This window comes from Bradyrhizobium sp. 1200_D9_N1_1, from assembly GCF_052075915.1.
Lineage (GTDB): Bacteria > Pseudomonadota > Alphaproteobacteria > Rhizobiales > Xanthobacteraceae > Bradyrhizobium > Bradyrhizobium diazoefficiens.
On record NZ_CP197226.1, the window covers coordinates 5,002,099 to 5,023,110 of the forward strand.

Annotated in this window: 22 protein-coding genes; 9 read left to right on the forward strand and 13 right to left on the reverse strand. The window is 64.4% G+C overall.

Translation table 11 applies throughout. The annotated features are described in order from the left end of the window. Window positions 1-358: 358 nt before the first annotated feature. From AB5K84_RS24210 to AB5K84_RS24220, 3 genes are all read left to right on the forward strand, one after another. Window positions 359-1,555: a M24 family metallopeptidase gene (locus tag AB5K84_RS24210; RefSeq protein WP_011087281.1), complete on the forward strand. Its 1,197-nt coding sequence runs from the start codon at window positions 359-361 to the stop codon at window positions 1,553-1,555. A 312-nt stretch (window positions 1,556-1,867) separates the two neighbouring features. Further along, window positions 1,868-1,990 (forward strand): hypothetical protein, encoded by a 123-nt coding sequence (locus tag AB5K84_RS24215; protein ID WP_256380385.1) that lies wholly within the window; start codon window positions 1,868-1,870, stop codon window positions 1,988-1,990. 206 nt (window positions 1,991-2,196) lie between these two features. Then, the gene (locus AB5K84_RS24220) at window positions 2,197-2,559 is read left to right on the forward strand and encodes a hypothetical protein (protein WP_231166479.1); all 363 of its coding nucleotides are present in this window, start codon (window positions 2,197-2,199) and stop codon (window positions 2,557-2,559) included. A gap of 185 nt (window positions 2,560-2,744) precedes the next feature. Here AB5K84_RS24220 and AB5K84_RS24225 read toward each other — a convergent pair whose 3' ends face one another. The 6 genes from AB5K84_RS24225 to AB5K84_RS24250 all read right to left on the reverse strand — a co-directional run bounded on the left by AB5K84_RS24225 (window position 2,745) and on the right by AB5K84_RS24250 (window position 9,571). Continuing rightward, the gene (locus tag AB5K84_RS24225) at window positions 2,745-4,118 is read right to left on the reverse strand and encodes a Dyp-type peroxidase (protein ID WP_236842249.1); all 1,374 of its coding nucleotides are present in this window, start codon (window positions 4,116-4,118) and stop codon (window positions 2,745-2,747) included. Window positions 4,119-4,220: 102 nt separating this feature from the next. After that, window positions 4,221-4,685 (reverse strand): hypothetical protein, encoded by a 465-nt coding sequence (locus AB5K84_RS24230; RefSeq protein WP_011087279.1) that lies wholly within the window; start codon window positions 4,683-4,685, stop codon window positions 4,221-4,223. Between the two features lie 179 nt (window positions 4,686-4,864). Then, entirely contained in the window at window positions 4,865-5,692 is an 828-nt protein-coding gene (locus tag AB5K84_RS24235) for a hypothetical protein (protein ID WP_011087278.1), read from the reverse strand. Window positions 5,693-5,816: 124 nt separating this feature from the next. Continuing rightward, window positions 5,817-6,035: a DUF6894 family protein gene (locus AB5K84_RS24240; protein WP_038967569.1), complete on the reverse strand. Its 219-nt coding sequence runs from the start codon at window positions 6,033-6,035 to the stop codon at window positions 5,817-5,819. A gap of 200 nt (window positions 6,036-6,235) precedes the next feature. Beyond that, window positions 6,236-7,525, reverse strand: a complete 1,290-nt coding sequence (gene fsrB, locus AB5K84_RS24245) for a siderophore utilization protein FsrB (protein ID WP_011087276.1) — start codon at window positions 7,523-7,525, stop codon at window positions 6,236-6,238. A 57-nt stretch (window positions 7,526-7,582) separates the two neighbouring features. Continuing rightward, window positions 7,583-9,571 carry a TonB-dependent siderophore receptor gene (locus tag AB5K84_RS24250; RefSeq protein WP_038967578.1) on the reverse strand — a complete coding sequence of 663 codons (1,989 nt, stop codon included), beginning with the start codon at window positions 9,569-9,571 and terminating at the stop codon, window positions 7,583-7,585. Window positions 9,572-10,265: 694 nt separating this feature from the next. Here AB5K84_RS24250 and AB5K84_RS24255 point away from each other — a divergent pair. Then, entirely contained in the window at window positions 10,266-10,823 is a 558-nt protein-coding gene (locus AB5K84_RS24255; protein WP_038967570.1) for a helix-turn-helix domain-containing protein, read from the forward strand. Between the two features lie 92 nt (window positions 10,824-10,915). Here AB5K84_RS24255 and AB5K84_RS24260 read toward each other — a convergent pair whose 3' ends face one another. The 4 genes from AB5K84_RS24260 to AB5K84_RS24275 all read right to left on the reverse strand — a co-directional run bounded on the left by AB5K84_RS24260 (window position 10,916) and on the right by AB5K84_RS24275 (window position 15,323). Then, window positions 10,916-11,581, reverse strand: a complete 666-nt coding sequence (locus tag AB5K84_RS24260) for a methionine ABC transporter permease (RefSeq protein WP_011087273.1) — start codon at window positions 11,579-11,581, stop codon at window positions 10,916-10,918. Beyond that, window positions 11,571-12,695: a methionine ABC transporter ATP-binding protein gene (locus AB5K84_RS24265; protein ID WP_038967579.1), complete on the reverse strand. Its 1,125-nt coding sequence runs from the start codon at window positions 12,693-12,695 to the stop codon at window positions 11,571-11,573. The genes AB5K84_RS24260 and AB5K84_RS24265 overlap by 11 nt, the downstream gene beginning before the upstream one ends. A gap of 253 nt (window positions 12,696-12,948) precedes the next feature. Beyond that, on the reverse strand, window positions 12,949-14,421 hold the full coding sequence (locus tag AB5K84_RS24270) for a DASS family sodium-coupled anion symporter (RefSeq protein WP_011087271.1): 1,473 nt from the start codon (window positions 14,419-14,421) through the stop codon (window positions 12,949-12,951). 143 nt (window positions 14,422-14,564) lie between these two features. After that, window positions 14,565-15,323, reverse strand: coding sequence for a hypothetical protein (locus AB5K84_RS24275; RefSeq protein WP_011087270.1), 759 nt, complete (start codon window positions 15,321-15,323; stop codon window positions 14,565-14,567). A gap of 62 nt (window positions 15,324-15,385) precedes the next feature. Here AB5K84_RS24275 and nthA point away from each other — a divergent pair, with 62 nt between their 5' ends. From nthA to AB5K84_RS24290, 3 genes are read left to right on the forward strand one after another with little or no spacing between them, the layout of a single operon-like run. Next, window positions 15,386-16,012, forward strand: coding sequence for a nitrile hydratase subunit alpha (gene nthA, locus AB5K84_RS24280; protein ID WP_028174055.1), 627 nt, complete (start codon window positions 15,386-15,388; stop codon window positions 16,010-16,012). Next, complete coding sequence (nthB, locus tag AB5K84_RS24285; RefSeq protein ID WP_011087268.1) at window positions 16,009-16,668, forward strand: nitrile hydratase subunit beta; 660 nt, start codon at window positions 16,009-16,011, stop codon at window positions 16,666-16,668. Before nthA ends, nthB begins: the two co-directional genes overlap by 4 nt. After that, window positions 16,668-17,045, forward strand: coding sequence for a nitrile hydratase accessory protein (locus AB5K84_RS24290; RefSeq protein ID WP_028174057.1), 378 nt, complete (start codon window positions 16,668-16,670; stop codon window positions 17,043-17,045). The genes nthB and AB5K84_RS24290 overlap by 1 nt, the downstream gene beginning before the upstream one ends. Window positions 17,046-17,160: 115 nt before the next feature. Here AB5K84_RS24290 and queC read toward each other — a convergent pair whose 3' ends face one another. Continuing rightward, on the reverse strand, window positions 17,161-17,874 hold the full coding sequence (queC, locus tag AB5K84_RS24295; RefSeq protein WP_028174058.1) for a 7-cyano-7-deazaguanine synthase QueC: 714 nt from the start codon (window positions 17,872-17,874) through the stop codon (window positions 17,161-17,163). Window positions 17,875-18,002: 128 nt separating this feature from the next. On the opposite strand from queC, the gene mazG reads away from it, so the two are divergent. Together mazG and AB5K84_RS24305 are read left to right on the forward strand one after the other, a co-directional pair. Further along, window positions 18,003-18,821 (forward strand): nucleoside triphosphate pyrophosphohydrolase, encoded by an 819-nt coding sequence (gene mazG / locus AB5K84_RS24300; protein WP_011087265.1) that lies wholly within the window; start codon window positions 18,003-18,005, stop codon window positions 18,819-18,821. A 15-nt stretch (window positions 18,822-18,836) separates the two neighbouring features. Then, window positions 18,837-19,295, forward strand: coding sequence for a GNAT family N-acetyltransferase (locus tag AB5K84_RS24305; protein ID WP_011087264.1), 459 nt, complete (start codon window positions 18,837-18,839; stop codon window positions 19,293-19,295). Between the two features lie 57 nt (window positions 19,296-19,352). On the opposite strand, the gene hflX is transcribed toward AB5K84_RS24305, so the two are convergent. Both hflX and hfq read right to left on the reverse strand, forming a co-directional pair. Next, window positions 19,353-20,735: a GTPase HflX gene (gene hflX, locus AB5K84_RS24310; RefSeq protein WP_038967571.1), complete on the reverse strand. Its 1,383-nt coding sequence runs from the start codon at window positions 20,733-20,735 to the stop codon at window positions 19,353-19,355. Window positions 20,736-20,746: 11 nt separating this feature from the next. Then, on the reverse strand, window positions 20,747-20,995 hold the full coding sequence (hfq, locus tag AB5K84_RS24315; RefSeq protein WP_007591126.1) for an RNA chaperone Hfq: 249 nt from the start codon (window positions 20,993-20,995) through the stop codon (window positions 20,747-20,749). Between the last annotated feature and the right edge of the window lie 17 nt (window positions 20,996-21,012).

Consider the following 21,012-nt stretch of genomic DNA (forward strand, 5'->3'; position numbering starts at 1 on the left):
CAATATCGCTTTCGGCACATGGAGCCGGGTTCAAAAAGCGAAAAACAACCCCATGCACAGTAGCCGTCAAGAGTTGGGACGACGTTCGAGGGCCGAGCCGAAAGTCGCGCCGGAGCGAAGCTGGGATGGCAGGAATTCCGTCTAAATATTTGATCTGATTGTATATAAATATATTCCATAATATACCTTATGCGAATCATGGATATGGTCGTGCAGGTCAGGTCAGCCAAATCCGCAGCTACCCAGAACCCCGCTCCCGGCGGACAATCGCGGCGCGCTGCGACGATCCGACGGTCGCTCGGATGGTCGCGGGCAAGAACACAGGCGGTCCAAACCGTCGCCTATTGGGAGGTCCATCATGGAGCGGAACGTCGCCGGCGCGAGCGGCACGCGCGCCATTCCATTCGACGCCGCCAAGCTTGACCGCCTGATGGAAGCAGCCGGCCTCGACGTTCTGGTCGCGACCTCCAAGCACAATGTGCAGTACCTGCTCGGGGCCGAGCGCGCGATCTTCTTCGACTACATGGATGCCATGGGCGTCAGCCGCTATCTGCCCGTCCTGGTCTATCCCAAGGGCGCGCCGGAGAAGTCCGTCTATGTCGGCCACCGGCTGGAGACCCATCAGCGCGCCGTGGCGCCGCCCTGGGTGCCGCAGGTCCGGACCGAGTCCAGCGGCTCGGTCGACGCGATCACGCGGGCCGTCGCGGCCCTGAAGGACGCCGGCGTGCCGATGAAGCGGGTCGGGGTCGAGATGGCGTTCCTGCCGATGGATGCGGGCCGGGCGCTTGCCGACGCCCTGCCCGGCGCCGCGCTCAAGGACGCCCTCCTCGTCCTGGAGCGTCTGCGCGCGGTCAAGTCCGCGGACGAGCTGGCGAAGCTCAAGACTGCGTCTGAATTGGTGATCGCCGCTATGCTGGAGGTGATCGCCGGGCACGGTCCCGGCACGACCAAGCAGCAATTGTCGGACGCACTTCGCATCGCCGAGGTCAACCGCGGACTCACCTTCGAATACTGCCTGCTGGCCTGCGGCAACAGTCACAACCGCGCGCCGTCGGCGCAGCGGTGGGAGCAAGGCGAGGTGCTGTCGCTCGACTCCGGCGGCAATTTTCACGGCTATATCGGCGACCTCGCCCGCATGGCGGTGCTGGGCGAGCCCGACGGCGAGTTGAGGGACTGCCTGGCCGAGATCGAGGCGGTGCAGCGCGCCGCCTTCGCCGCGGTCCGGCCGGGTGCCATGGGCGGCGACATCTACGTCGCGGCCAAGCGGCAGCTCGCCCAGATCACCCAGCGCGATTGCACCGATTTCCTCGCCCACGGCATGGGCCTCGTCAGCCACGAGGCCCCTCGCCTGACCGCCACGGGTCCGGTTCCCTATGACGACACGGACGCGCGGCTGCCGCTCGAAACAGGCATGGTGGTGTCGATCGAGACCACGATGAAGCATCCGAAGCGCGGCTTCATCAAGCTCGAGGACACGGTGGTGGTGACGGCGACGGGCCACGAAATTTTCGGCGAAGGCGGCCGCGGCTGGAATCGCGGTGGGAGTGCGCTTTGATCTGACTGGGTCGCACGCCGGCTGAGGCACTCTGCGTGATTTCTTGCGCACGGCTTCCGCCCAAGCGCATTGTTTTTCGTTCCATCAGTGCACGCGCAAAAAACAAATCGGCGATCGCGGGAACCCTTGTCGGCCCGCCCTGTTCATTCTTTGTCCGATCCGGACGCGTAACAATTGGTGGATACTATGAAAAGAATTTTATTGGCGGCAGTCGCCGTTCTCGCATTCGCTTCTCCGTCAGTCGCAGCTGAGACGGGCAAGACCGTTGGCCAATCGCCCTCCTCGTTCTACCTGGCTCAGGATACCGCGACCATGAAGTGTCAGATCGTCGAGAGCCAGCCTGCCGGCGGCACCATGAAGGTTGTCGGCGCCGCTCACACGACAAAGGCTTCGGCAGAAGCAGCTATGAAGGCGGACAAGACTTGCGCCAAGTAAACTTGTGCCAAGTAACTTGCGCCAAGTAATCGGCTAAGTCGGAGCGTGAGTACGGAGGCGGGTCTGTGAGTTCGTTAGAACCACGAATCCTCAAATCCGCCGCCACCAGCGCCCCTCAAGAGTGCCCCGCGTCGAGCTTCTTTCTCGGCCAGTGGCACGCAAGCGACTTGCCGCTTGAGATGCTCCAAATTCGAAAGGATACGATCATGAACCAGCAGACAATGAAATGCGTGGTTGCCGTCTCGTTCTTCGGCGCGGCGATCCTCGGCTCGGTGCTCCCGTCAGGGGCAGCTCCGATCTCGCCGAGCACGAGTCTCCTGAAGCAAGCGGTTTCTTCGTCCGCAGTGACAGAGGTCTACTACAGACGCCACTACCGCGGTCGCGGCTACTACGGCGCTCCCGGGGCCGCAATCGGGCTCGGCATCTTGGGCGCCGCGGCTGGAGCCGCCGCCTATGGGGCCTACGGGTCCAGCAATTACGGGCCCGGGTACTACGAGCCAAGGTACGCTGCGCCAGGGTACTACGGCGACGCCTATCCCTATCGCCGCCAATACTACTCCCCGTACTGAGGGCACGAATGACGCTGTTTGGGCGCGGCAGTCTCTGTCACTGACCCTTCCCAATCAGCGTGCCATCGAGCGCGCGCTTGATCACCCGTTGCGGCTACGTGCTGAACCGTAATGCCAGATACTCGCGTGAGGGGACGATCAGCGGCTGAGGGCGGCCGCGGCTGGAATCGCGGCGGCGCTGCGCGCTAGGCTGAAGCCATCGTATTGAGCGCTCTCATGCTCGGCGCGAACAGGACCGCAACCCCCTTGAAACGGATAAATTCCTCCAACCGAAAGGTCACGGAGGAGTTGTCCTTCAGAGGGACACTGAACTGGGTTTCAGCCTTCGGATATCGGCGATTCCCGGTCAGGGCATCCTGGGCATTGTATCCGTTCGGGAGCTTCTTGTAGGCATCGGCGAACTCCGTCTTCTGCATCCATCTCAGGATCGTATAGAATTGCTCGTTGATCCTGGCGAAGTAGAAGAGACCGACGATGCCGCGATCTTTGCCATCGTCCCGCACGCCGTCCAGGCGGGGCCCATAGGAGAATCCGCGGCGGATGACGCGCGGCGGCCCTTTCGGAAAGCGAACCTGATTGGCATATTTCATCGGCTGATCGCGGCAATTGGCAATTCGAATGTGAGCCCCGAGCGGGCATTTGACGCCATCCGGATCGTCGCCATAGCCGAATGAATCATCCAGTTGCGGGGTCGACGGCGGTGCGTCCGGAAACCTGGACAGCGGCGATCCGTGCCGCCAGCGTCCCATGAGCTTTGCGGCGATCCACTCCTCGGCCAGTTCCGGGCCGACATGCGGCGCCGCCAGCGGCGCGTTGTCCTGGAGGAATTTGTTGAAGCCCGCGACGTCCTGATACACCCACGACAAGCCGACAAAGGAGCCATCCCGTGCAAAGTCCTGCCATGGGCCGGGATTGTGCGGCGCCGTGGGAAACGCTTCGTTCGGATAACCGACGACGATCTCGCGACAGTCGACCGTGCCGGGCGTGCCAGCGTCCTGCCAGTCGATGTTGGGGGCGGTGATTCCATCCCGGTAGCCGAAATGCAGGCGGCCGTCGGCCGGCAGACTGCCGGACAGCGCGCTGTCGTCCCAACCTTCGAGCGCTAATTCCTGCACACCGAAGCTTGCCGCCGACTGTCGCAAGTCTGCGAGGCAATCGGATTTCTGCTCGGCTGTGTCGAACCCGATGTGGATGGCGAGATCGACATCACCCGACTTGAACTTGCCATCCCACCACGCAGCCGGAGCGCTGGTTCCGGAGAAACCGAGTTGCTCCGCGACGCCGCCGTCCGGCGCCTGCGCCGGATCCACGAAAAAGACGTCGAACTCCCGACGCCCCTGCGCCACGTCGAAGCCGGGACGCCCCGCCATCAGCGCCTCTATGCCTTTCCAGCTGAACATGAAGTGGAAGGCCGGCCCAGCGGGGTCCGGCGCCCTTCCCGCCGCAGTTCGCGGTATCCATTGCTGCAGGAACTCCCTGGCGCGGCCGGCCTCGCCGAACTTGAACAGCAGCACCGCGAGCAGCGGCTTGGTGGAGCTTCGGGCAACGATCGCCTGCAAATTGGCAAGATCCACCATCGCGTCTGTCCTTGTCGGAACGCTCGATAGCCAGCCACAGAGCCGGGCACGTCGCTCGTCAAGCGAGCGAATGCGCCCGCAATGCTATTTCCCGAGCCTTGTCAGGATGTCTTCGACCGTCATGTGGTCATAGGCCGAGAACAGCCAGCCGGACGGATTGCCGTTGATGTCTGTCGAGTTGTCGGTCGCCTTGCCGAGCGAACGCTCGTTGCGACTCTTGGAGAATTCGAAAAATGCATTGGGGTTGGTGACGTCCAGCTCCTTGCCGCCCATATCTGCCAGCGAAAATATCGCCGCAAAGACCGGGGTAAGCTCGCGCCGGAAGAATTCGGTGTATTCCTGATGCGAGCCCTCATATTCGGTGATGACCTGGATGTATTCGGTGCCGATGACGACGACGCGCGCGAAATGAACGATCCTGGATTTCTTCAGCGCGTCTTCGATCAAGGGCTGAACCTTGTCGGCGAAGATCGCCTCGAGATTCTTCAATTGCGCCTGTGTCGCGGCATCCTGCTTGATTTTCAGCGTGAGATTGAGCGCATGGGTCATGGGAAATGTCCTTAAAAAATACAACTTTGGGATGTTATCATTGCAGCGGGGAATTGAAAGCGAATCTTTTCGCCGAACGCGGATGCGCCCGCGTCATTATGGTGCCTATGCTGACTTTCTTGGTTGTCCTTTGACGTGCAGTGGCACTGGCCGGCCAAGATCGTGGCGATGCGGCAAAGCTAGCGCAGCGGCAGCAGGTCCAACTGGCTCTGCGCCTTCTTGACGGCGGCCGCGAACCAGCCCTGGCTTGGTGCTTCCTTGGCGAAGCACGCCGTGAAGGCCGTCATCGCGTTATCTTCGCGGGTCATGTCGCCGCGCGGATCCTTCTTGTCGACGGGCCTCGCCATCATCTGCTTCCAGACCTTCTCGCAGGCCGGGATCGGCGTCGTCTTCACGGCGTCCGATGAGGTGAGAAAGAAGACCTTCTCGCCCTGGATCGCGACGACGTCGATTTCATGCGGCGGTCCCTTCAGATCGCCATTGCCGCGCACGCCGAGAACGGCGACTGCGGCGCTCGCGGATGCGGGCTTGGTGACCGGCAGCTCGGCATATTTGGCGAACGCTGAGTCCTGGATCGCTTGATAATAGAAGCGATCCGACTTGAATGCGGCGCCGGTCTCCTGCGGCATGCCGTCCTCGCGATGCTCGCGCAGCCAGTGCTTGAGCAGCGCCATGGTCGTCACCACAGCTTGCAGCTTGTCGCCTTCCGACGCAAAACCGAGCCCGTCGAGATGGCCGAAGCCTGAGTCACCCTTGAAAAGCGTATCGGCGTTCGACTTGCCCTCTGCCGGCAGCCCCTTGATCGCGACCGGCCCCACCAAGCCGCGCAGCACGCCTGCCAGCTCGTTGAGCGCCGCATCGTGCTGCCTGGAGGTCTCGTCGTTTTCCGCAGCCTTCGAGAACTTTGCGATGTAGCGATCGCGCAGCTCGAGATAGCGCTGCTCGGGAGTGGCCGCATGGGCAGGCGCAGCCAGGACGAGCAGGCAGAGTAGGGCAAGGCACTTCATATCGATCCCACGAAGCAAGAGCTGTCTTCAGTCTTGGTGCCTCTGTTTCGCGGGAAGGTTCATCCGTGGTGGTCGCCGCGCCGTCGTGGGGCCCTGCTCCGCCGGCGTAAATGGACCGCTATGGTCAACGGTTCTTCGAATATACCGGCTCGCGATGAACTTCGCGGCCGTTCTCATCGATGACGACGATCCGGAGATCTGGATGTCCTCCCGGCCTCTTCGTGCGAACGTCTTCCGCCAGGCTCTTGCTGTGGGCAATGGCGGCGCCGTCGCTTCCAAACTCCAGACCCGACTTGTCCCGAGCCGGAACGCCATCCTTCATGTCGAAATAGTAAGTGCGCATCACAATCCTCTCGCGTCCACCTGTCCTGGCGTGCCTGGCCCTCTTATCGGAGAGGAAAGCAAACATGGGCCTCCAAGCCCTGGCTGACGCAACTGCAAATCGGGTTAAACACCCCGCGAAGCTAGCGAAGGTTCCCAGGGGCGGATTTGATTCCGATCAACGCGTAAGCCGTTGCGATCACCGGCGGGGGCGTGAGCGCCCTACTCCGCCGGCGTGAGCTGCCGGCTCAGGCGCATCGCGGCGGTCTCGCGCACCCGGACACGGGCGCGGCGCTTGCGCCACCAGATCACGACGCCGGTGACCGAGAGCGCGGCCACCACCAGCCCCATGATCGAGATCAGGATGCGGCCGAACAGTCCGACGATGCGGCCTGAATGCAGCGGAAACTGCGCCTGCACGAAGATGTCGGCGGCGGTGCCGACCCAGGGCAGACGCGCGCCGAGCGGACGGCCGTCCTCGCTGTCGTAATAGAGCTGCGCCGGGCCGACGCCGCCGGCGCCGTGGTCGTCGCCGGGATGGAAGTAGGCGGCGGCATAGACCCCGTGAGCGGGGCCGTAGCTGAGCGCGCCGACCGGAGTGGACCACCCTCGCCCCTTGCCGTCGGCCGCCGCGCGCGCGGCGATGTCGGCAAATGTCACCTTGGGCTCGATCGGATTGTCGAGATCGCGGTACGGCCGCTGCTCATAGGGCGTCGGCGTGTAGTTCGACACCATCTTCATCAGCGGCGAGAACACTTCGAAATAGAGGTTCAGCGAGAACGCCGTGAAGGCGATGACGAACAGCACGCCCCAGGTCCACAGGCTGAAGGCGCGGTGGATGTCGAAATTGATCCGGTAAGCGCTGCCCGACGTCTTGATGGTCCAGGCCGGCGCCCAGCGCGCCCAGAAGCCGCGTTCGAGCTGGCGCGTGACTTGCGGCGCCCGCGCGGCCTTCGCGCTGCGCCGTGACGGCAGGGTCAGGTAGAAGCCGACGAAGCAGTCGATGGTCCAAATGATGGCGATGATGCCGAGCAGGCGCATGCCCCAGCGGTCGCTGCCCCAGAACTCCGGGATGTGCATCGTGTAGTGCAGCTTGTAGAGGAACGAGACGAAGTTCTCCCGCGTCACCGGCCACACCGCGCCCCAATAGCGCCGCCCCAGCTCGACGCCGGTGTTGGGATCGAGGAAGACCTGATTGTAGTCGAGGGCATAGCGCTTGCCGGTCGCGGGATCGATCCGCGGCATGATGAAGAACCACAGCGAGTGGCCCTCCTCCGGCGTCATGAAGAGATAGACGACGCGCGCGCGGGGATCGCGCTGCTCGATCAGCTTGGCGAGCTCGATCGAGGGAATGGCCGGTCCCTTGCTGGTGACGTCGAACAGGTGGCTGTTCAGGACGTCGTCGATCTCGTGATCCCAGGAAATGATCGCGCCGGTGATGCCGGAGAAGAACAGGAATCCGGCCGTGAGCAGTCCCGCCCAGCGATGCAGCCTGCCGAATATCGCTCTCATCGTCGTCTCTCACCAAACAGGTCCGGTCCCGCTTGCCGGATCGTTTTCAATTTGAACTCACCAGCGATAGGTCAGCTTGCCGATGGCCTTGCGTCCCTCCGCGTAGAAGCAGCCCGACAGGCTGTAGCAGGCGGCGACATAGCGCGTGTCGGCAAGGTTGGCGACGTTCAGCGACAGGCGCCAATTGTCCCTGGTGTAGGCAACAAGCGCATCCAGCACGGTCGAGGCTCCCACCTTGAACGTGTTGGCATCGTCACCCCAGGTCGCGCCGACATAGCGGACTCCGGCGCCGAACTGGAGGCCGGCGAGCGGCCCGTTCTGAAGCGTGTAGTCACTCCACAGCGAGGCACGGTTGAGCGGCACGGTGACCGGCGCCTTGCCGACATTCACCGGATCCTGCGTGAGCATGGCGTCGACATAGGCATAGGCGGCGCGCAGGTTCCAGCCGTCGGCGAGCGACATGGTACCTTCGAGCTCGATGCCGCGCGATTTCACCTGACCGGTCTGCTCAGCAACGTTCAGCGGAGGCGCGTAGGTGACGACGTTGTCGCGCGTCAGGTCGAAGGCGGCGAAGGTGAACAGCGCGTTCCATCCGATCGGCTGGTACTTTACGCCGACCTCGTACTGCACGCCGGTTTCAGGGTTGAGCAGCTGGCCGCCCGGTCCGGTTGCGAGCACCGGCAGAAACGACTCGGAATAGCTGAAATACGGCGCGATGCCGTTGTTGAAATTGTACATCACGGCGGCGCGGCCAGTGAAGGCCGAAGCATCCTTCGAGACCGATGTGTCGAAGATACCGCTGTCGACCTGCGTGGTGACGAAATCCTGGCGACCGCCGAGCTGGAACGACAGCCGGCCGAGCCTGATCTGGTCCTGCGCGTAGAGGCCGACCTGCGACTGCTTGACGCCGGTGTTGTCGCTCATCGCGCCGATGGTCCAATCGTAGCTATAGACCGGATTGAACACGTTGATCTCGGGGGCCGAGGTCGTGACGCCAAAGGCGGTGTCGCGGAAGGAGGTGTTGCGATAGTCGATCCCGACCAGCGTGGTGTGGCTGAGGATGCCGGTGGTGAACTTGCCCTGGAGCTGGTTGTCCACCGCGAAGGAGTTGATGTACGAGTTGCTGTAGCTGCCGAAACGCGCGAGCTGCCCCGCGGCCTCGTCGGTATAGCCTCCGCCGTAAAACACCTTTTCCTCGTTGTGCTGATAGGCGTAGCGCAGGTTCTGCCGGAACGTGATGTTGTCGGTCAAATTGTGCGAGAGCTGGTAGCCGGCGGTTGCGATCTCGGTGTTGAACGCGTTGAAGCTCGGCACGCCGGCGAAGAACGAGACCGGGATGGTGCGGCCGTTGTTCGGCCACACCGTGCCTGAGGCGGGCAGGAACTGGAGGCCCCACCCTGCCCGGTCCCTCTGGTAGTTGGCCAGGATCGTGATGGTGGTGTCCTCGTTCGGCTTGAAGGTGATTGCGGGCGCGATGAAGACGCGGTTGTCCTTGGTGAAGTCGACCTGGGTCTCGCCGTCGCGGACCACGCCGGTCAGCCGCCACAGCACGGTGCCGTCCTTGTTGGCGGAGCCGCCCATGTCGAACTGGCCCTGATAGCGGTTGAAGCTGCCGCCGGAGACCGAGACCTCGCCGAACTGCTGAGCGGTCGGCAGCTTGGTCACGTAGTTGAGGATGCCGCCGGTGCCGCTGCCGCCATACATCGCCGAGGACGGCCCCTTGAGGACCTCGAGGCGCTCGGCGCCGTAGGGATCGAGGCCGTTGAAATGCACGTAGTTGCTCGATGGGATTCGCAGGCCGTCGACGTAGAGGCCCGACATGGTGGTGTCGAAGCCGCGGATCTGGAGGGCGCCGAAGCGGGTGTCCGAACCGCCATTGACGTCGCCGCTGACGCCGGCGGTGTAGCGCAGGGCCTCGCCGATCGAGACCGCGCCCTGGTTCCTGACCTGGTCCGTGGTGACGACGGACACCGACTGCGGCGTTTCGATCAGCGGCGTATCGGTCTTGGTGGCGGTGCCGCTGCGCGTGGCGACGAACCCGCGCACCGGACCGTTGGCGCGTTCGCCGGTGGCGCCGTTCGAGGCCGACTGGGTTGGCGCGGCTTGCTGCGCGGGAGCGTGACGATTGGTGCGGGAGCTGCGCGTCGTTGCCGACCGTCGCGACGAAGCAACCGCCGCGGGACGGGCACGCTGAGCCGGCGCTTCAACGGAGACAGCGGGAATTTGCGTCTGCGCCTGCACCGAACCGAAGGGGGCGACGAGAGAAAATGTGCTGACGGCGCCGAAGAAGAACACCTGAAGCTGTCGAAGACGCGTTTGGGAACGCGAAGGAAGTTGGAAGTTGGTCACGTCTTGCGAGGCCCCACGCACTGCCGGCTTTGCCGGTATCGTTCTTGATGCCCCGCCCTAACGCAGGCGATTTCGGAGTGCGATAGGAACAGCGTTAGAATTTCTCCAGAGCTGTGCGCAGCAACTGCGGCGAATGCGCCCATGCGCGACCCAACGTGCATGGGCTCCGGATTTGGAATCCTTCTAGACGAACACGATCGATCGACCGGACAGGACATCCGCCGACATCGAAGGCGAGCGCGGAGAACGAATCCTTTACCATGCCCGCCAGGCTCGATTGAGCCTGAGGAACCCAGGAGGTAGATTCAGCTGCGGGATACTTCATTCATTTTGCGGAACGCACCGCAACGTTCTGTGCCGGCGCGTGCTGGGCACCCGGGGTTCGACGTCCATGAGCGAATTGCGCGCTGCGACCAGGCAACCGACCGCGAGGACCGGGATCATCGAGTTTGACGGTGCCAGGGGCATCGTCAGCATCCCCTGCACGATCTCGGACGTATCAGGCACGGGTGCAAGACTGAAGCTAGACTGGTCGCTGTCGTTTCCGAAGGAGGCCACGCTGATCTTTGCCGACGGGCTGCGAAAACCCTGTCGTGTGGCATGGCAGAAGCGCAGACTGCTCGGCGTCGCATTCGCGGACGGTGTTGCGAGCCTGGACGAGCAGGCCCTCATGATGACCGAAGCAGAGCAGGCTTTGCACCGGCAGCATATCGGCGCGCAGGTGCGCGGCGCGCGCGAAGCACGGGGCTATACCGAGCTCCAGATTGCGAACTTCATTGGCGTCTCGCCCGATTACGTGTCACGTGCCGAGAACGGCGAGATCAGCATCCCGCTCCACCAGCTCACCCACATTGCCGATCTGTTGCTGGTCGACCTCGACAGCCTGGTTGCCGGCCCGCCGTCGATCGGATTGCCCACCGCGAGCGAGGTCGAACTGGCGGCGGAGTGAATTCACGCTGACGAAGGCGACATCACTCGCTGGCTGCAGCCGCGAGCGTTACCGGAGAGCGCATTGAGCTCTCCGGTGTGTAGAAGCTTGTGTCAGCGATGCCGCAGCCGGCGATTGACCCGGCCCGCCAGATAGTCGCCGGCGCTCTGGACGAGCTGGACCAGTGCGATCAGCACGACGACGACGGCCAGCATCATCTCCGGCATGAAGCGCTGGTAGCCGTAACGGATGCCGAGATCCCCCAGACCCCCGCCTCCGACGGCGCCGACCATGGCGGAGTAGCCGAGCAGGCTCACCACCGCGAGCGTCAGGGCCAGCAACAAGCCGGGCAATGCCTCGGGGATCAGCACCTTGAACACGATCTGCATCGGGGAAGCGCCGAACGAGGACGCGGTCTCGATCAGGCCGCCATCGACCTCGCGGATCGCGGCTTCGACGAGGCGCGCGATGAACGGCGTCGAGGCGATTGTCAGCGGCACGATCGCCGCGGTCGAACCGATCGAGGTGCCAGCGACGAGCCGCGTGAACGGGATGATGGCGACGACCAGGATGATGAAGGGCGTCGAGCGCGTCGCATTGACGACGATGCCGAGCACGCGATTGACGACGGGGGCCGCGAACAGCTCCCCTTTCCGGCTGGTCGCCAGGAACACGCCGAGCGGCAGGCCGAAGGCGGTACCGAGCAGCGCTGCGATACCGACCATGTACAGGCTTTCGAAGGTGGCCTGGATGATCAAATTGATGAGTTCAGGCGACATAGCCGAGACGCTCCGCCGGGAATTGGTATTGAGAGAGCCAGGCGAGAACCCGCGCCTGCACGTCCTCGCTGCCGGGTACACCGAGAACGAGCGAGCCCACATGCTGGCCGCCGATCTCGTCGATGCGCGCCGCAAGCAGCGCAACGTCGAGGCCGAGCTCGCGCGCAAGCCGCGCCACCACCGTGTCGCCGGCCCCTGCCCCGCGCACCTGCACGCGGATCACGGCCTGCCCGCCGGCAGACGGCTCCGACACGATCCGGCTCGCCAGCGACACCGGCAGGCTGTCGCCGACCACTTCGGCCAGGAAGGACTGCGTGATCGGATGCTTTGGATGGGTGAAAATGTCGGCGACATGGCCGCTCTCGACGACGTGGCCGGCATCGAGCACCACGACTTCCCTGGCGAGCTGGCGCACCACGGACATCTCGTGGGTGATCAGCACGATGGTCACGCCAAGCTCGCGGTTGATGTTGGCAAGCAGATCGAGGATCGCGCGCGTGGTCTGCGGATCGAGCGCGGACGTCGCCTCGTCCGACAGCAGCACGCTCGGCCGTGTCGCCAGCGCCCGCGCAATGCCGACGCGCTGCTTCTGGCCGCCGGACAGTTCCGAGGGATAACGGTCGTGCTTGTCGGCGATGCCGACCAGCGCCAGCAGCTCGGCGACGCGGGCCTTGATATCCGCCCTGGCCCAGCCGGCGATCTCAAGCGGCAACGCGATGTTGTCGGCCGCGGTGCGCGACGACAGCAGGTTGAAATGCTGGAAGATCATGCCGATCGAGCGCTGCGCCAGCCGCAACTCGCGGCCCGCCAGCGCCGAGATATCCTTGTTGTCGACGATCACGCGTCCCGTGGTTGGCTTCTCCAGCCCGTTGATCAGCCGGACCAGGCTCGACTTGCCGGCGCCGGAGCGGCCGATCACGCCGGTGATCGAGCCGCGCGGGATCGCGAAGTCGATGTCCTGCAGGGCGTTGACGCCGGGCTTGCCGCGATAGGCCGGATAGGTCTTCGAGATGCCTTCGAAACGGACCATCGCGTCCGGCGCGGTCACGGCAGGTAAAATCGCATCGCGCGTATCGATCCTCTGTCCGATCGCAAGCGATTGGTGGGCGTTCATGGTGGCGGCCTTCTTGTACAATAGTTCGCTTGCCGCGTGTCCCAGGGGGCGCACGGGAACCAGGTCGCATCGCGCGACGGGGAATGAAACTGCGACCGGGCGCCCGGGTGGAGCGCGCTGCACCGCAACATGCACCATCGCCCGAACGGGTCTTTCTTGCAATGTCAGATATTTGCAGGGAGTTGGACGAAGTTTTCCAAATCCCGCCCCGGCGAAGAAAATTCATCTGCCGGGGGCATCAGTCTCGCCCGGCTTAGCGGACCTGCAACCAGGGCAGCACGATCAGCAGAAGGCCTGCGAAATAGAGCAGCCCGAAGATCAGGCCAAAACCCCAGAACTGGCCCTTCCCGATATAGCCGCTGCCGAAATACATCGGCGCCGGCCCCGTGGCGTAAGGCGAGATCACCCCCATCAGGCCGAGCGAATACATGCAGAGCATGGCGAGCGTCGTAACCGGCAGGCCGGGAATGCCCGAGCCGACCGCGAGCACGACAGGCAGCACGGCGGCGGCATGCGAGGTGATGCTGGAGAAGAAATAGTGGATCCAGAAGAACAGCGCGACCAGCAGGATCATCGCGGTCGACGGCGACAGCCCGGCGAGCGGCTTTGCGTACTCGGTCGCGAACCATTTGATGAAGCCGATCTCGTTGAGGCCCGAGGCCAGCGTCAGCAGCGAGGTGAAATAGAAGAACACCTCCCAGGCGCTCTTCTCGCTGACGATGTCGGCAAACTCGATCACGCCCGTGACCAGCATCAACGAGATCACGATGAAGACGACGGTGGTGGCGTTGACGAAGTTCGAGCCGAGCAGCGGCACGTTGATGTCCGGGCTGGAGCCCGCGATCCACAGGAACATCGCGAGCACGATCAGCGCCAGCATGATCCATTCGTTGCGCGACATCGGGCCCATCTCGCTGAGCTCCTTGGCCGCCCATTCGGCGATTTCCGGGCTGCGCTTCACTTCGGGCCGGCACACCGGATAGCTGAGCAGCGGGACGAGGATCATCAGGAGGATGCCGAGCGGCGCAAAGCCGATGAACCACTGGCCCCAGCTCACCTCGACCCCGACGGTCTTCTTGGCGATGGCGAGCGCCGCCGCATTGGGCGCGAGCGCGGTGAAGAACAGCGAGCTGGTGACCGCGGTCGCCGCGAACGCGGTCCACATCACATAGGTGCCGATCCTGCCGGCGGTCGGTCCCGGCTCGGAGCCATAGATGCGCGGGATGTTGCTGATGATGGGATAGACGATGCCGCCGCTGCGCGCGGTGTTGGAGGGCGTTGCCGGCGCGAGCAGGAAGTCCGACATCGCGACCGCATAGCCGAGGCCGAGCGTGTTGCTGCCGAGCTTTTGCACCAGCACCAGCGCGATGCGCCGGCCGAGCTGGCTCTTGCGATAGCCGATCGAGAACACGAAGGCGCCGACGATCAGCCACACCGTGCTCTCGGCAAAGCCCGCCAGCATCCAGCGCAGCGACTTGGTCGGATCGGGATCGATATAGCCGCCGACGCCGGCGACCGTCAGTCCGATCAGGCCGACCGCGCCGACCGGCATCGATTCCAGGATGAGCCCGGTGATGACGGCCGCGAACACCGCAAAATAATGCCATTGATTGACGTTGAGCCCTGATGGCACCGGCCACAGATAGATCGCCAGCCACACCACGAGCGGTGCGATCAGTTTCCAGCGAAACCCTTTCGCCTCAGGTGCCTGTGAGCTCGCGGCCATGGGCCCTCCCCCTCGATTGTCGTTGCGTCGTGCCGCCCGTTGGCCGGGCCGCCTTTGTCCCTGCGCGGCGTATAAGGACTGTCCGCGGCGCGATCAATGGCTTGACGCCGGTTCTGCCGCCCGGCGCCTGATTTTCCCTGGTGTCACAGATGCCCGGTGCGCCGGTGCTCGGGCTCGCTGCCGCGGACCGGAAACCGGATGGTGGTCCCGATGGTGATCCAGTTGGCGTTCTCGCCGGTGATGTTGCGGCCGTAGATCACGTCGACGGAGAATATCTCGTTCGGCCGGTAGCGGACGCCGGTCTGGAAGCGCGGCTGCACGACGCTCGCGATCTCGGACGCGCCGGCCTGGCCGAAGGCCTCGATCGTCCACTGCAACGTGTCGGTGAACTTCCAGTCGAAGCCGATGCCATAGGTCAGATAGTGGCGATCGACCGTGCGATCCCAGAGCCAGCCGCCATTGACGTTGACGCGCATGGTCTCGGACAGGCGAAAGGTCGCGGGGATGACGGCAAAGGCGGACAGCGCCTCGCCGGTCGCCGCATCGAATGATCCGCCGCCATAAGCCGACAATCCCCACCGGCCGATGCCGGTCGGGACGAAATTCGTCTTGGCTTTCGGAGCGACCGTCGTGCTCCAGTCGCCGTCGCTGCGGGCCCGGATGGTCTGCATGCTCAGCTCGATCGGCCTGAAAGGATCGACGACGCAGGAGGGATTGGCGACTGCCTCAACATCGGTGTTTGAAGCCGTCGACAGCCAGCTTTCGACCTTGCAGGAGCCGACCTCCGAGATGTCGGCGGCATCCACCGCATAGGCGCCATTCGCGGCGCGCGCATCCTGCGCTGCGAATACGACAAGAGCCGCGATTGCGGCGGTTATTCCGGTTCGTGCAGCCCATCCCATGGCCCGATGTTAGCAGAGTCTTCGCCTCGACAAGGCCCGGATTCTGGGACTATCTTCCGTCCATGAGCGACCATCATCATCACCACGATCACGACCATTCCGAACTGTCCGAGACCGAGCTGCGCGTGCGCGCGCTCGAGACGATTTTGACGGAAAAAGGCTATGTCGAGCCGGCCGCGCTCGATGCCATCATCCAGGCCTACGAGACCAGGATCGGCCCGCACAACGGCGCGCGCGTCGTCGCCAAGGCCTGGACCGATCCGGCCTTCAAGCAGGCGCTGCTCGAGGATGGCTCGAAGGCGATCGGCACGCTCGGCCATGTCAGCCGCGTCGGCGACCATCTCGTCGTGGTCGAGAACACGCCGCAGCGGCACAACATGGTCGTGTGCACGCTGTGCTCCTGCTACCCCTGGGAAATGCTTGGGCTGCCGCCGGTCTGGTACAAGGCCGCGCCCTACCGTTCGCGCGCGGTGAAGGACCCGCGCGGCGTGCTCGCCGATTTCGGCGTCGCGCTGCCCAAGGATATCGAAGTTCGCGTCTGGGATTCCACCGCCGAGACGCGCTTCCTGGTGCTGCCGATGCGGCCCGGGGGTACGGAGGGCTGGAGCGAGGAGCAGCTCGCCGAGCTCGTCACGCGCGATTCCATGATCGGCACCGGATTCCCCAAGACGCCGGGAGCGCCGTCATGAACGGCGTGCACGACATGGGCGGCATGGACGGGTTCGGCAAGGTCGAGCCCGAGCCGAACGAACCGATGTTTCACGAGGAATGGGAATCCCGCGTTCTCGCCATGGTGCGCGCGATGGGCGCCGCCGGCGCCTTCAACATCGACACCTCGCGCTTCTATCGCGAGACGCTGCCGCCGGATGTGTACCTGTCAAGCTCCTATTACAAGAAATGGTTTCTCGGTCTCGAGGAGATGCTGATCGAGAAGGGCTACCTCACCCGCGAGGAGGTCGCCGCCGGCCACGCGATCCAGCCTGCGAAGGCGCTCAAGCATGGCAAGTTCGACCTCGCCAACGTCGAGCGCGTCATGGTGCGCGGCAAGTTCGCCCGCCCTGCCCCGGCGCCAGCGAAATTCAACATCGGCGATCGCGTGCGGGCGAAAAATATCCATCCGGCGACGCACACGCGGCTGCCGCGCTATGTCCGCGGCCATGTCGGCGTGGTCGAGCTCAACCATGGCTGCCACGTCTTTCCGGATTCGGCGGCGATGGAGCTCGGCGAAAATCCGCAATGGCTCTACACGGTCGTGTTCGAGGGCAGCGATCTCTGGGGCGCGGATGGCGATCCGACCTCGAAGGTCTCGATCGACGCGTTCGAGCCGTATCTGGACCTGGCGTGATGAGCAGCACGCTTGCTGCCGCCGCGACCGCGGCCATTCCGAGCATTCCGCGCGATGACGACGGCCCGGTGTTCCGCGCGCCCTGGGAGGCCCATGCGTTCGCGATGGCCTTGAGCCTGCACGAGCGCGGCGTGTTCACCTGGCCGGAATGGGCCGCAGCCTTGGCCTCCGAGATCAAGCGCGCGCAGGCCGCCGGCGACCCCGATACGGGCGAAACCTACTACCTGCACTGGCTCGCTACGCTGGAGGGGCTCGTCGCACGCAAGGGTGTCGCATCCACGGAGACGCTGCACCGCTACCGCGACGCCTGGGACCACGCCGCCGACAGGACGCCGCACGGCAGGCCGATTGAGCTGAAGCCGGAGGATTTTAGGTAGGTCGCACCACACCCGTCATTGCGAGCGCAGCGAAGCAATCCAGAATCTTTCCGCGGAGGGATTCTGGATTGCTTCGTCGCAAGAGCTCCTCGCTATGACGGTGGAGTTTGAGACGCTACCTGTGCGCCACGTACTCGTTCCACCCCTTCGCCCGCAGGCTGCACGCCGGGCACTCGCCGCAGCCGTATCCCCACTCATGCTGCGCGCCGCGTTCGCCGAGATAGCAGGTGTGCGACTGTTCGCGGATGAGATCGACGAGGCCCTCGCCGCCGAGGTCATGCGCGAGCTTCCACGTCGCGGCCTTGTCGATCCACATCAGGGGCGTATGCAGCTCGAATTTACGGGCCATGCCGAGCGAGAGCGCGGCCTGCATGGCGCGGACGGTCTCGTCGCGGCAATCGGGGTAGCCGGAATAATCGGTCTCGCACATGCCGCCGACGATGTGGGTGATGCCGCGCCGGTAGGCCAGCGCCGCGGCAAAGGTGAGGAACACCAGATTGCGGCCGGGCACGAAGGTGTTGGGCAGGCCGTCCGCGCCCATCGCGATCGCGACGTCGCGCGTCAGCGCCGTGTCCGAGATCGCGGCTAAGGTCGGGATCGACAGCGTGTGGCTCTCGCCGAGCTTGTCCGCCCAATCCGCGCGCAGGCCCTTGAGGCCATCGAACAGACGATCACGGCAAGCGAGCTCAACAGCATGGCGCTGGCCGTAGTCGAACCCCAGCGTCTCGACGCGCGCGAAGCGGCTGAGCGCCCAGGCAAGGCAGGTGGTGGAGTCCTGCCCGCCGGAGAACAGCACCAGGGCGGTTTCGGATGAAAATGCGTCACTCATGGCCCCGCGCTTTAGCACTGCGGAACGGGCCCGCCAATCGGTGGAAATCGGCCCGTTCCGTCGCGCCGCGCTGGGATCGGCGGGCCGCTTTTGGCATAAGGCTGGAGACCCAGGAGCAATGGCCCGCAATGACCCCTTCCCGCGACATTTCCCGCCTGATCGAGATCATGGCCGCGCTGCGCACGCCGGTGACCGGCTGTCCCTGGGACCTCGAGCAGAATTTTGCGACCATCGCGCCCTACACGATCGAGGAAGCCTATGAGGTGGTGGACGCCATCACCCGCGGCGATCTCGACGATTTGCGTGAAGAGCTCGGCGACCTCCTGCTCCAGGTCGTGTTCCACGCCCAGATGGCTTCGGAGCAGAACGCGTTCGCCTTTGGAGACGTGGTCGAGGCCATCACCCGCAAGATGATCCGGCGGCATCCCCATGTCTTCGCCGACAAGGACGGCAATCTCGCCTCCTCCCACGTCAAGGAAGTCTGGGACCGCATCAAGGCCGAGGAGAAAGCCGAGCGCGCTGCGCGCCGGCCGCCGGAGGAAGCTCCGTCGCACAAATCCCTGCTCTCGGGCGTGAAGGCCGGCCAGCCTGCGCTGACCCGCGCCATGGAGCTGCAGCGCAAGGCCTCCACCGTCGGCTTCGACTGGAACGACCCGCGCGCGGTGCTGGCAAAAATCCGCGAGGAAGCCGACGAGATCGAGGCCGCGCTGGATCGCAATGACAAGCAGGAGATCGCCGAAGAGACCGGCGATTTGATGTTCGCCCTCGTCAACCTCGCCCGCCATGTCGATGCCGATCCGGAAGCCGCGCTGCGCGCGACCAACGCAAAGTTCGAGCGCCGCTTTGCCTATATCGAGCGCTCTCTGGAAGCGCAGGGCCGGACGCTGGAGCAGGCGTCGCTGGCGGAAATGGACGCGCTGTGGAATGCGGCGAAGACGGCAATCTGATGCGGGGGGCGCGACGTGGAAATCAGGCAGGACGATCCGACGGCCCCCTATGTCGCCTATTTGTTGGCGCATCATCTGGAAGAGCTCCGCAGCGTCATGGGCGAGCATGCGCAGGCGCTGGACGCGAGCGGTCTTTCGGCTGCGAGCGTCACGTTCTGGACGGCCTGGCAGGGTGATGTGCTGGCTGGATTCGGGGCTTTGAAGCAATTGGATGAGACGCACGGCGAAGTGAAGTCGATGCGCGCTGCGCCCACTGCGCGGCGTAGCGGGGTCGGACGCGCTCTGCTGCACCACATCATTGCCGAGGGCCGCAAGCGAGGATATCAGCAACTCAGTTTGGAGACGGGCACAGCGCCGCTGCACGCTCCCGCCATCTCGCTGTACCGGAGCGCCGGTTTCGTATCCTGCGAGCCGTTCGCTGACTATCAGGCGAGCCCGCACAACCAGTTCATGCGCCTCGACCTGTCCAAGTGATCTTCTCGGTTCGTAGCCCGGTCGGAGCGAAGCGCAATCCGGGACGCGAAGCGTGGCTTACGCCGACAGACGCGGCACGGCGTCGAACCGGTTCACCACGATATCGCGCTTGGTCTCGTCCACCCGCACGGTCATGTCGAAGCGGCCGTCGTGCAGCTCCTTGGTCAGCACCTCGGAATTGCGGTGCAGCCAGCTGATTCCGGCACCGTCGCCGGCGTCGATCGAGAGATCGAGCGTGGTGCGTTTGGCCGCAAGCCGCTCCTCGATCGCGGCGAGCAGCGCGTCGACCCCCTCGCCTGACACGGCCGAGACCAGCATCGCCGGATGATCCTCCGGCCTGCGCGCGGCGATGTTCAAGAGCTCTTCGCGCTGCTCGGCGTCGTAACGGTCGATCTTGTTCCAGACCTCGATGATGCGGCCGGAATCGTCGGGATTGATGCCGAGCTGGCGCAGCACCGCGTCGACGTCGCTCTGCTGCGCCTCGGCGTCCTCATGCGAGATATCGCGGACATGCAGGATGACGTCGGCTTCCAGCACCTCCTCCAGCGTGGCGCGGAAGGCGGCGATGAGCTGCGTCGGCAGATTGGAGATGAAGCCGACGGTGTCGGACAGCATCGCCTTGCCGCCATGCGGCAGGGTGAGCGCGCGCAGGGTCGGATCGAGGGTTGCAAACAGCATGTCGGCGGCCTGCACGTCGGCGCGCGTCAGGCGGTTGAACAGCGTCGACTTGCCGGCATTGGTGTAGCCGACCAATGCGACGACGCGATACGGCACGCGCTGGCGCCCGGCGCGATGCAGCCGCCGCGTCGCCTGCACCTTCTTCAGTTCGCCCTCGAGCTTGGAGATGCGCTCCTGGATCAGGCGGCGGTCGGCCTCGATCTGCGTCTCGCCGGGACCGCCCATGAAGCCGAAACCGCCGCGCTGGCGTTCCAGATGGGTCCAGGATCGCACAAGGCGCGAGCGCTGGTAGTTGAGATGCGCGAGCTCGACCTGGAGCGAGCCTTCCTTGGTCTTGGCGCGGCGGCCGAAGATTTCCAGGATCAGGCCGGTGCGGTCGAGCACCTTGGCGTGCAGCTCCTTCTCGAGGTTGCGCTGCTGGATCGGCGCCAGCGCGCAATCCATCACCACGAGCTCGACGTCGAGGCTCTTGGCCAGCGCGGCGATCTCCTCGACCTTGCCCTTGCCGATATAGGTGGCGGGACGGATCTGGCTGATCGGCGCGATGATGGCGTCGGCGATGATGAGATCGATCGCGCGCGCGAGGCCCGCGGCTTCATCGAGCCGGGCCTCGGCGTCACGCACGACATGGCTTTCCGATTGCGCGTCGGTACCGCCCGCGCGCACACGCAAGTAGGGGCCGATGACAAGCACCCGCCCCGTTTGCTTAGCCCCTGCCGGCCGCGAACGGTCGGCATCCCCGTCGAAATTCCGGGGTTCCAATCAGGTCACTCTCAAGCCGGCTGATCCTCGCCGCCTTCGAACAGCTGGATCGGAGCGCCCGGCATGATGGTCGAGATCGCATGCTTGTAGACGAGCTGCGAGTGACCGTCGCGCCGAAGCAGCAAACAGAAATTGTCGAACCAGGTCACGATGCCCTGGAGCTTCACTCCGTTGACCAGAAAGATCGTCAGTGGCGTCTTGGTTTTGCGAACGTGATTAAGGAAGGTGTCCTGTAGGTTTTGTGCGCGGTCTGCCGCCATTGTTTTTTTCTCGCTTT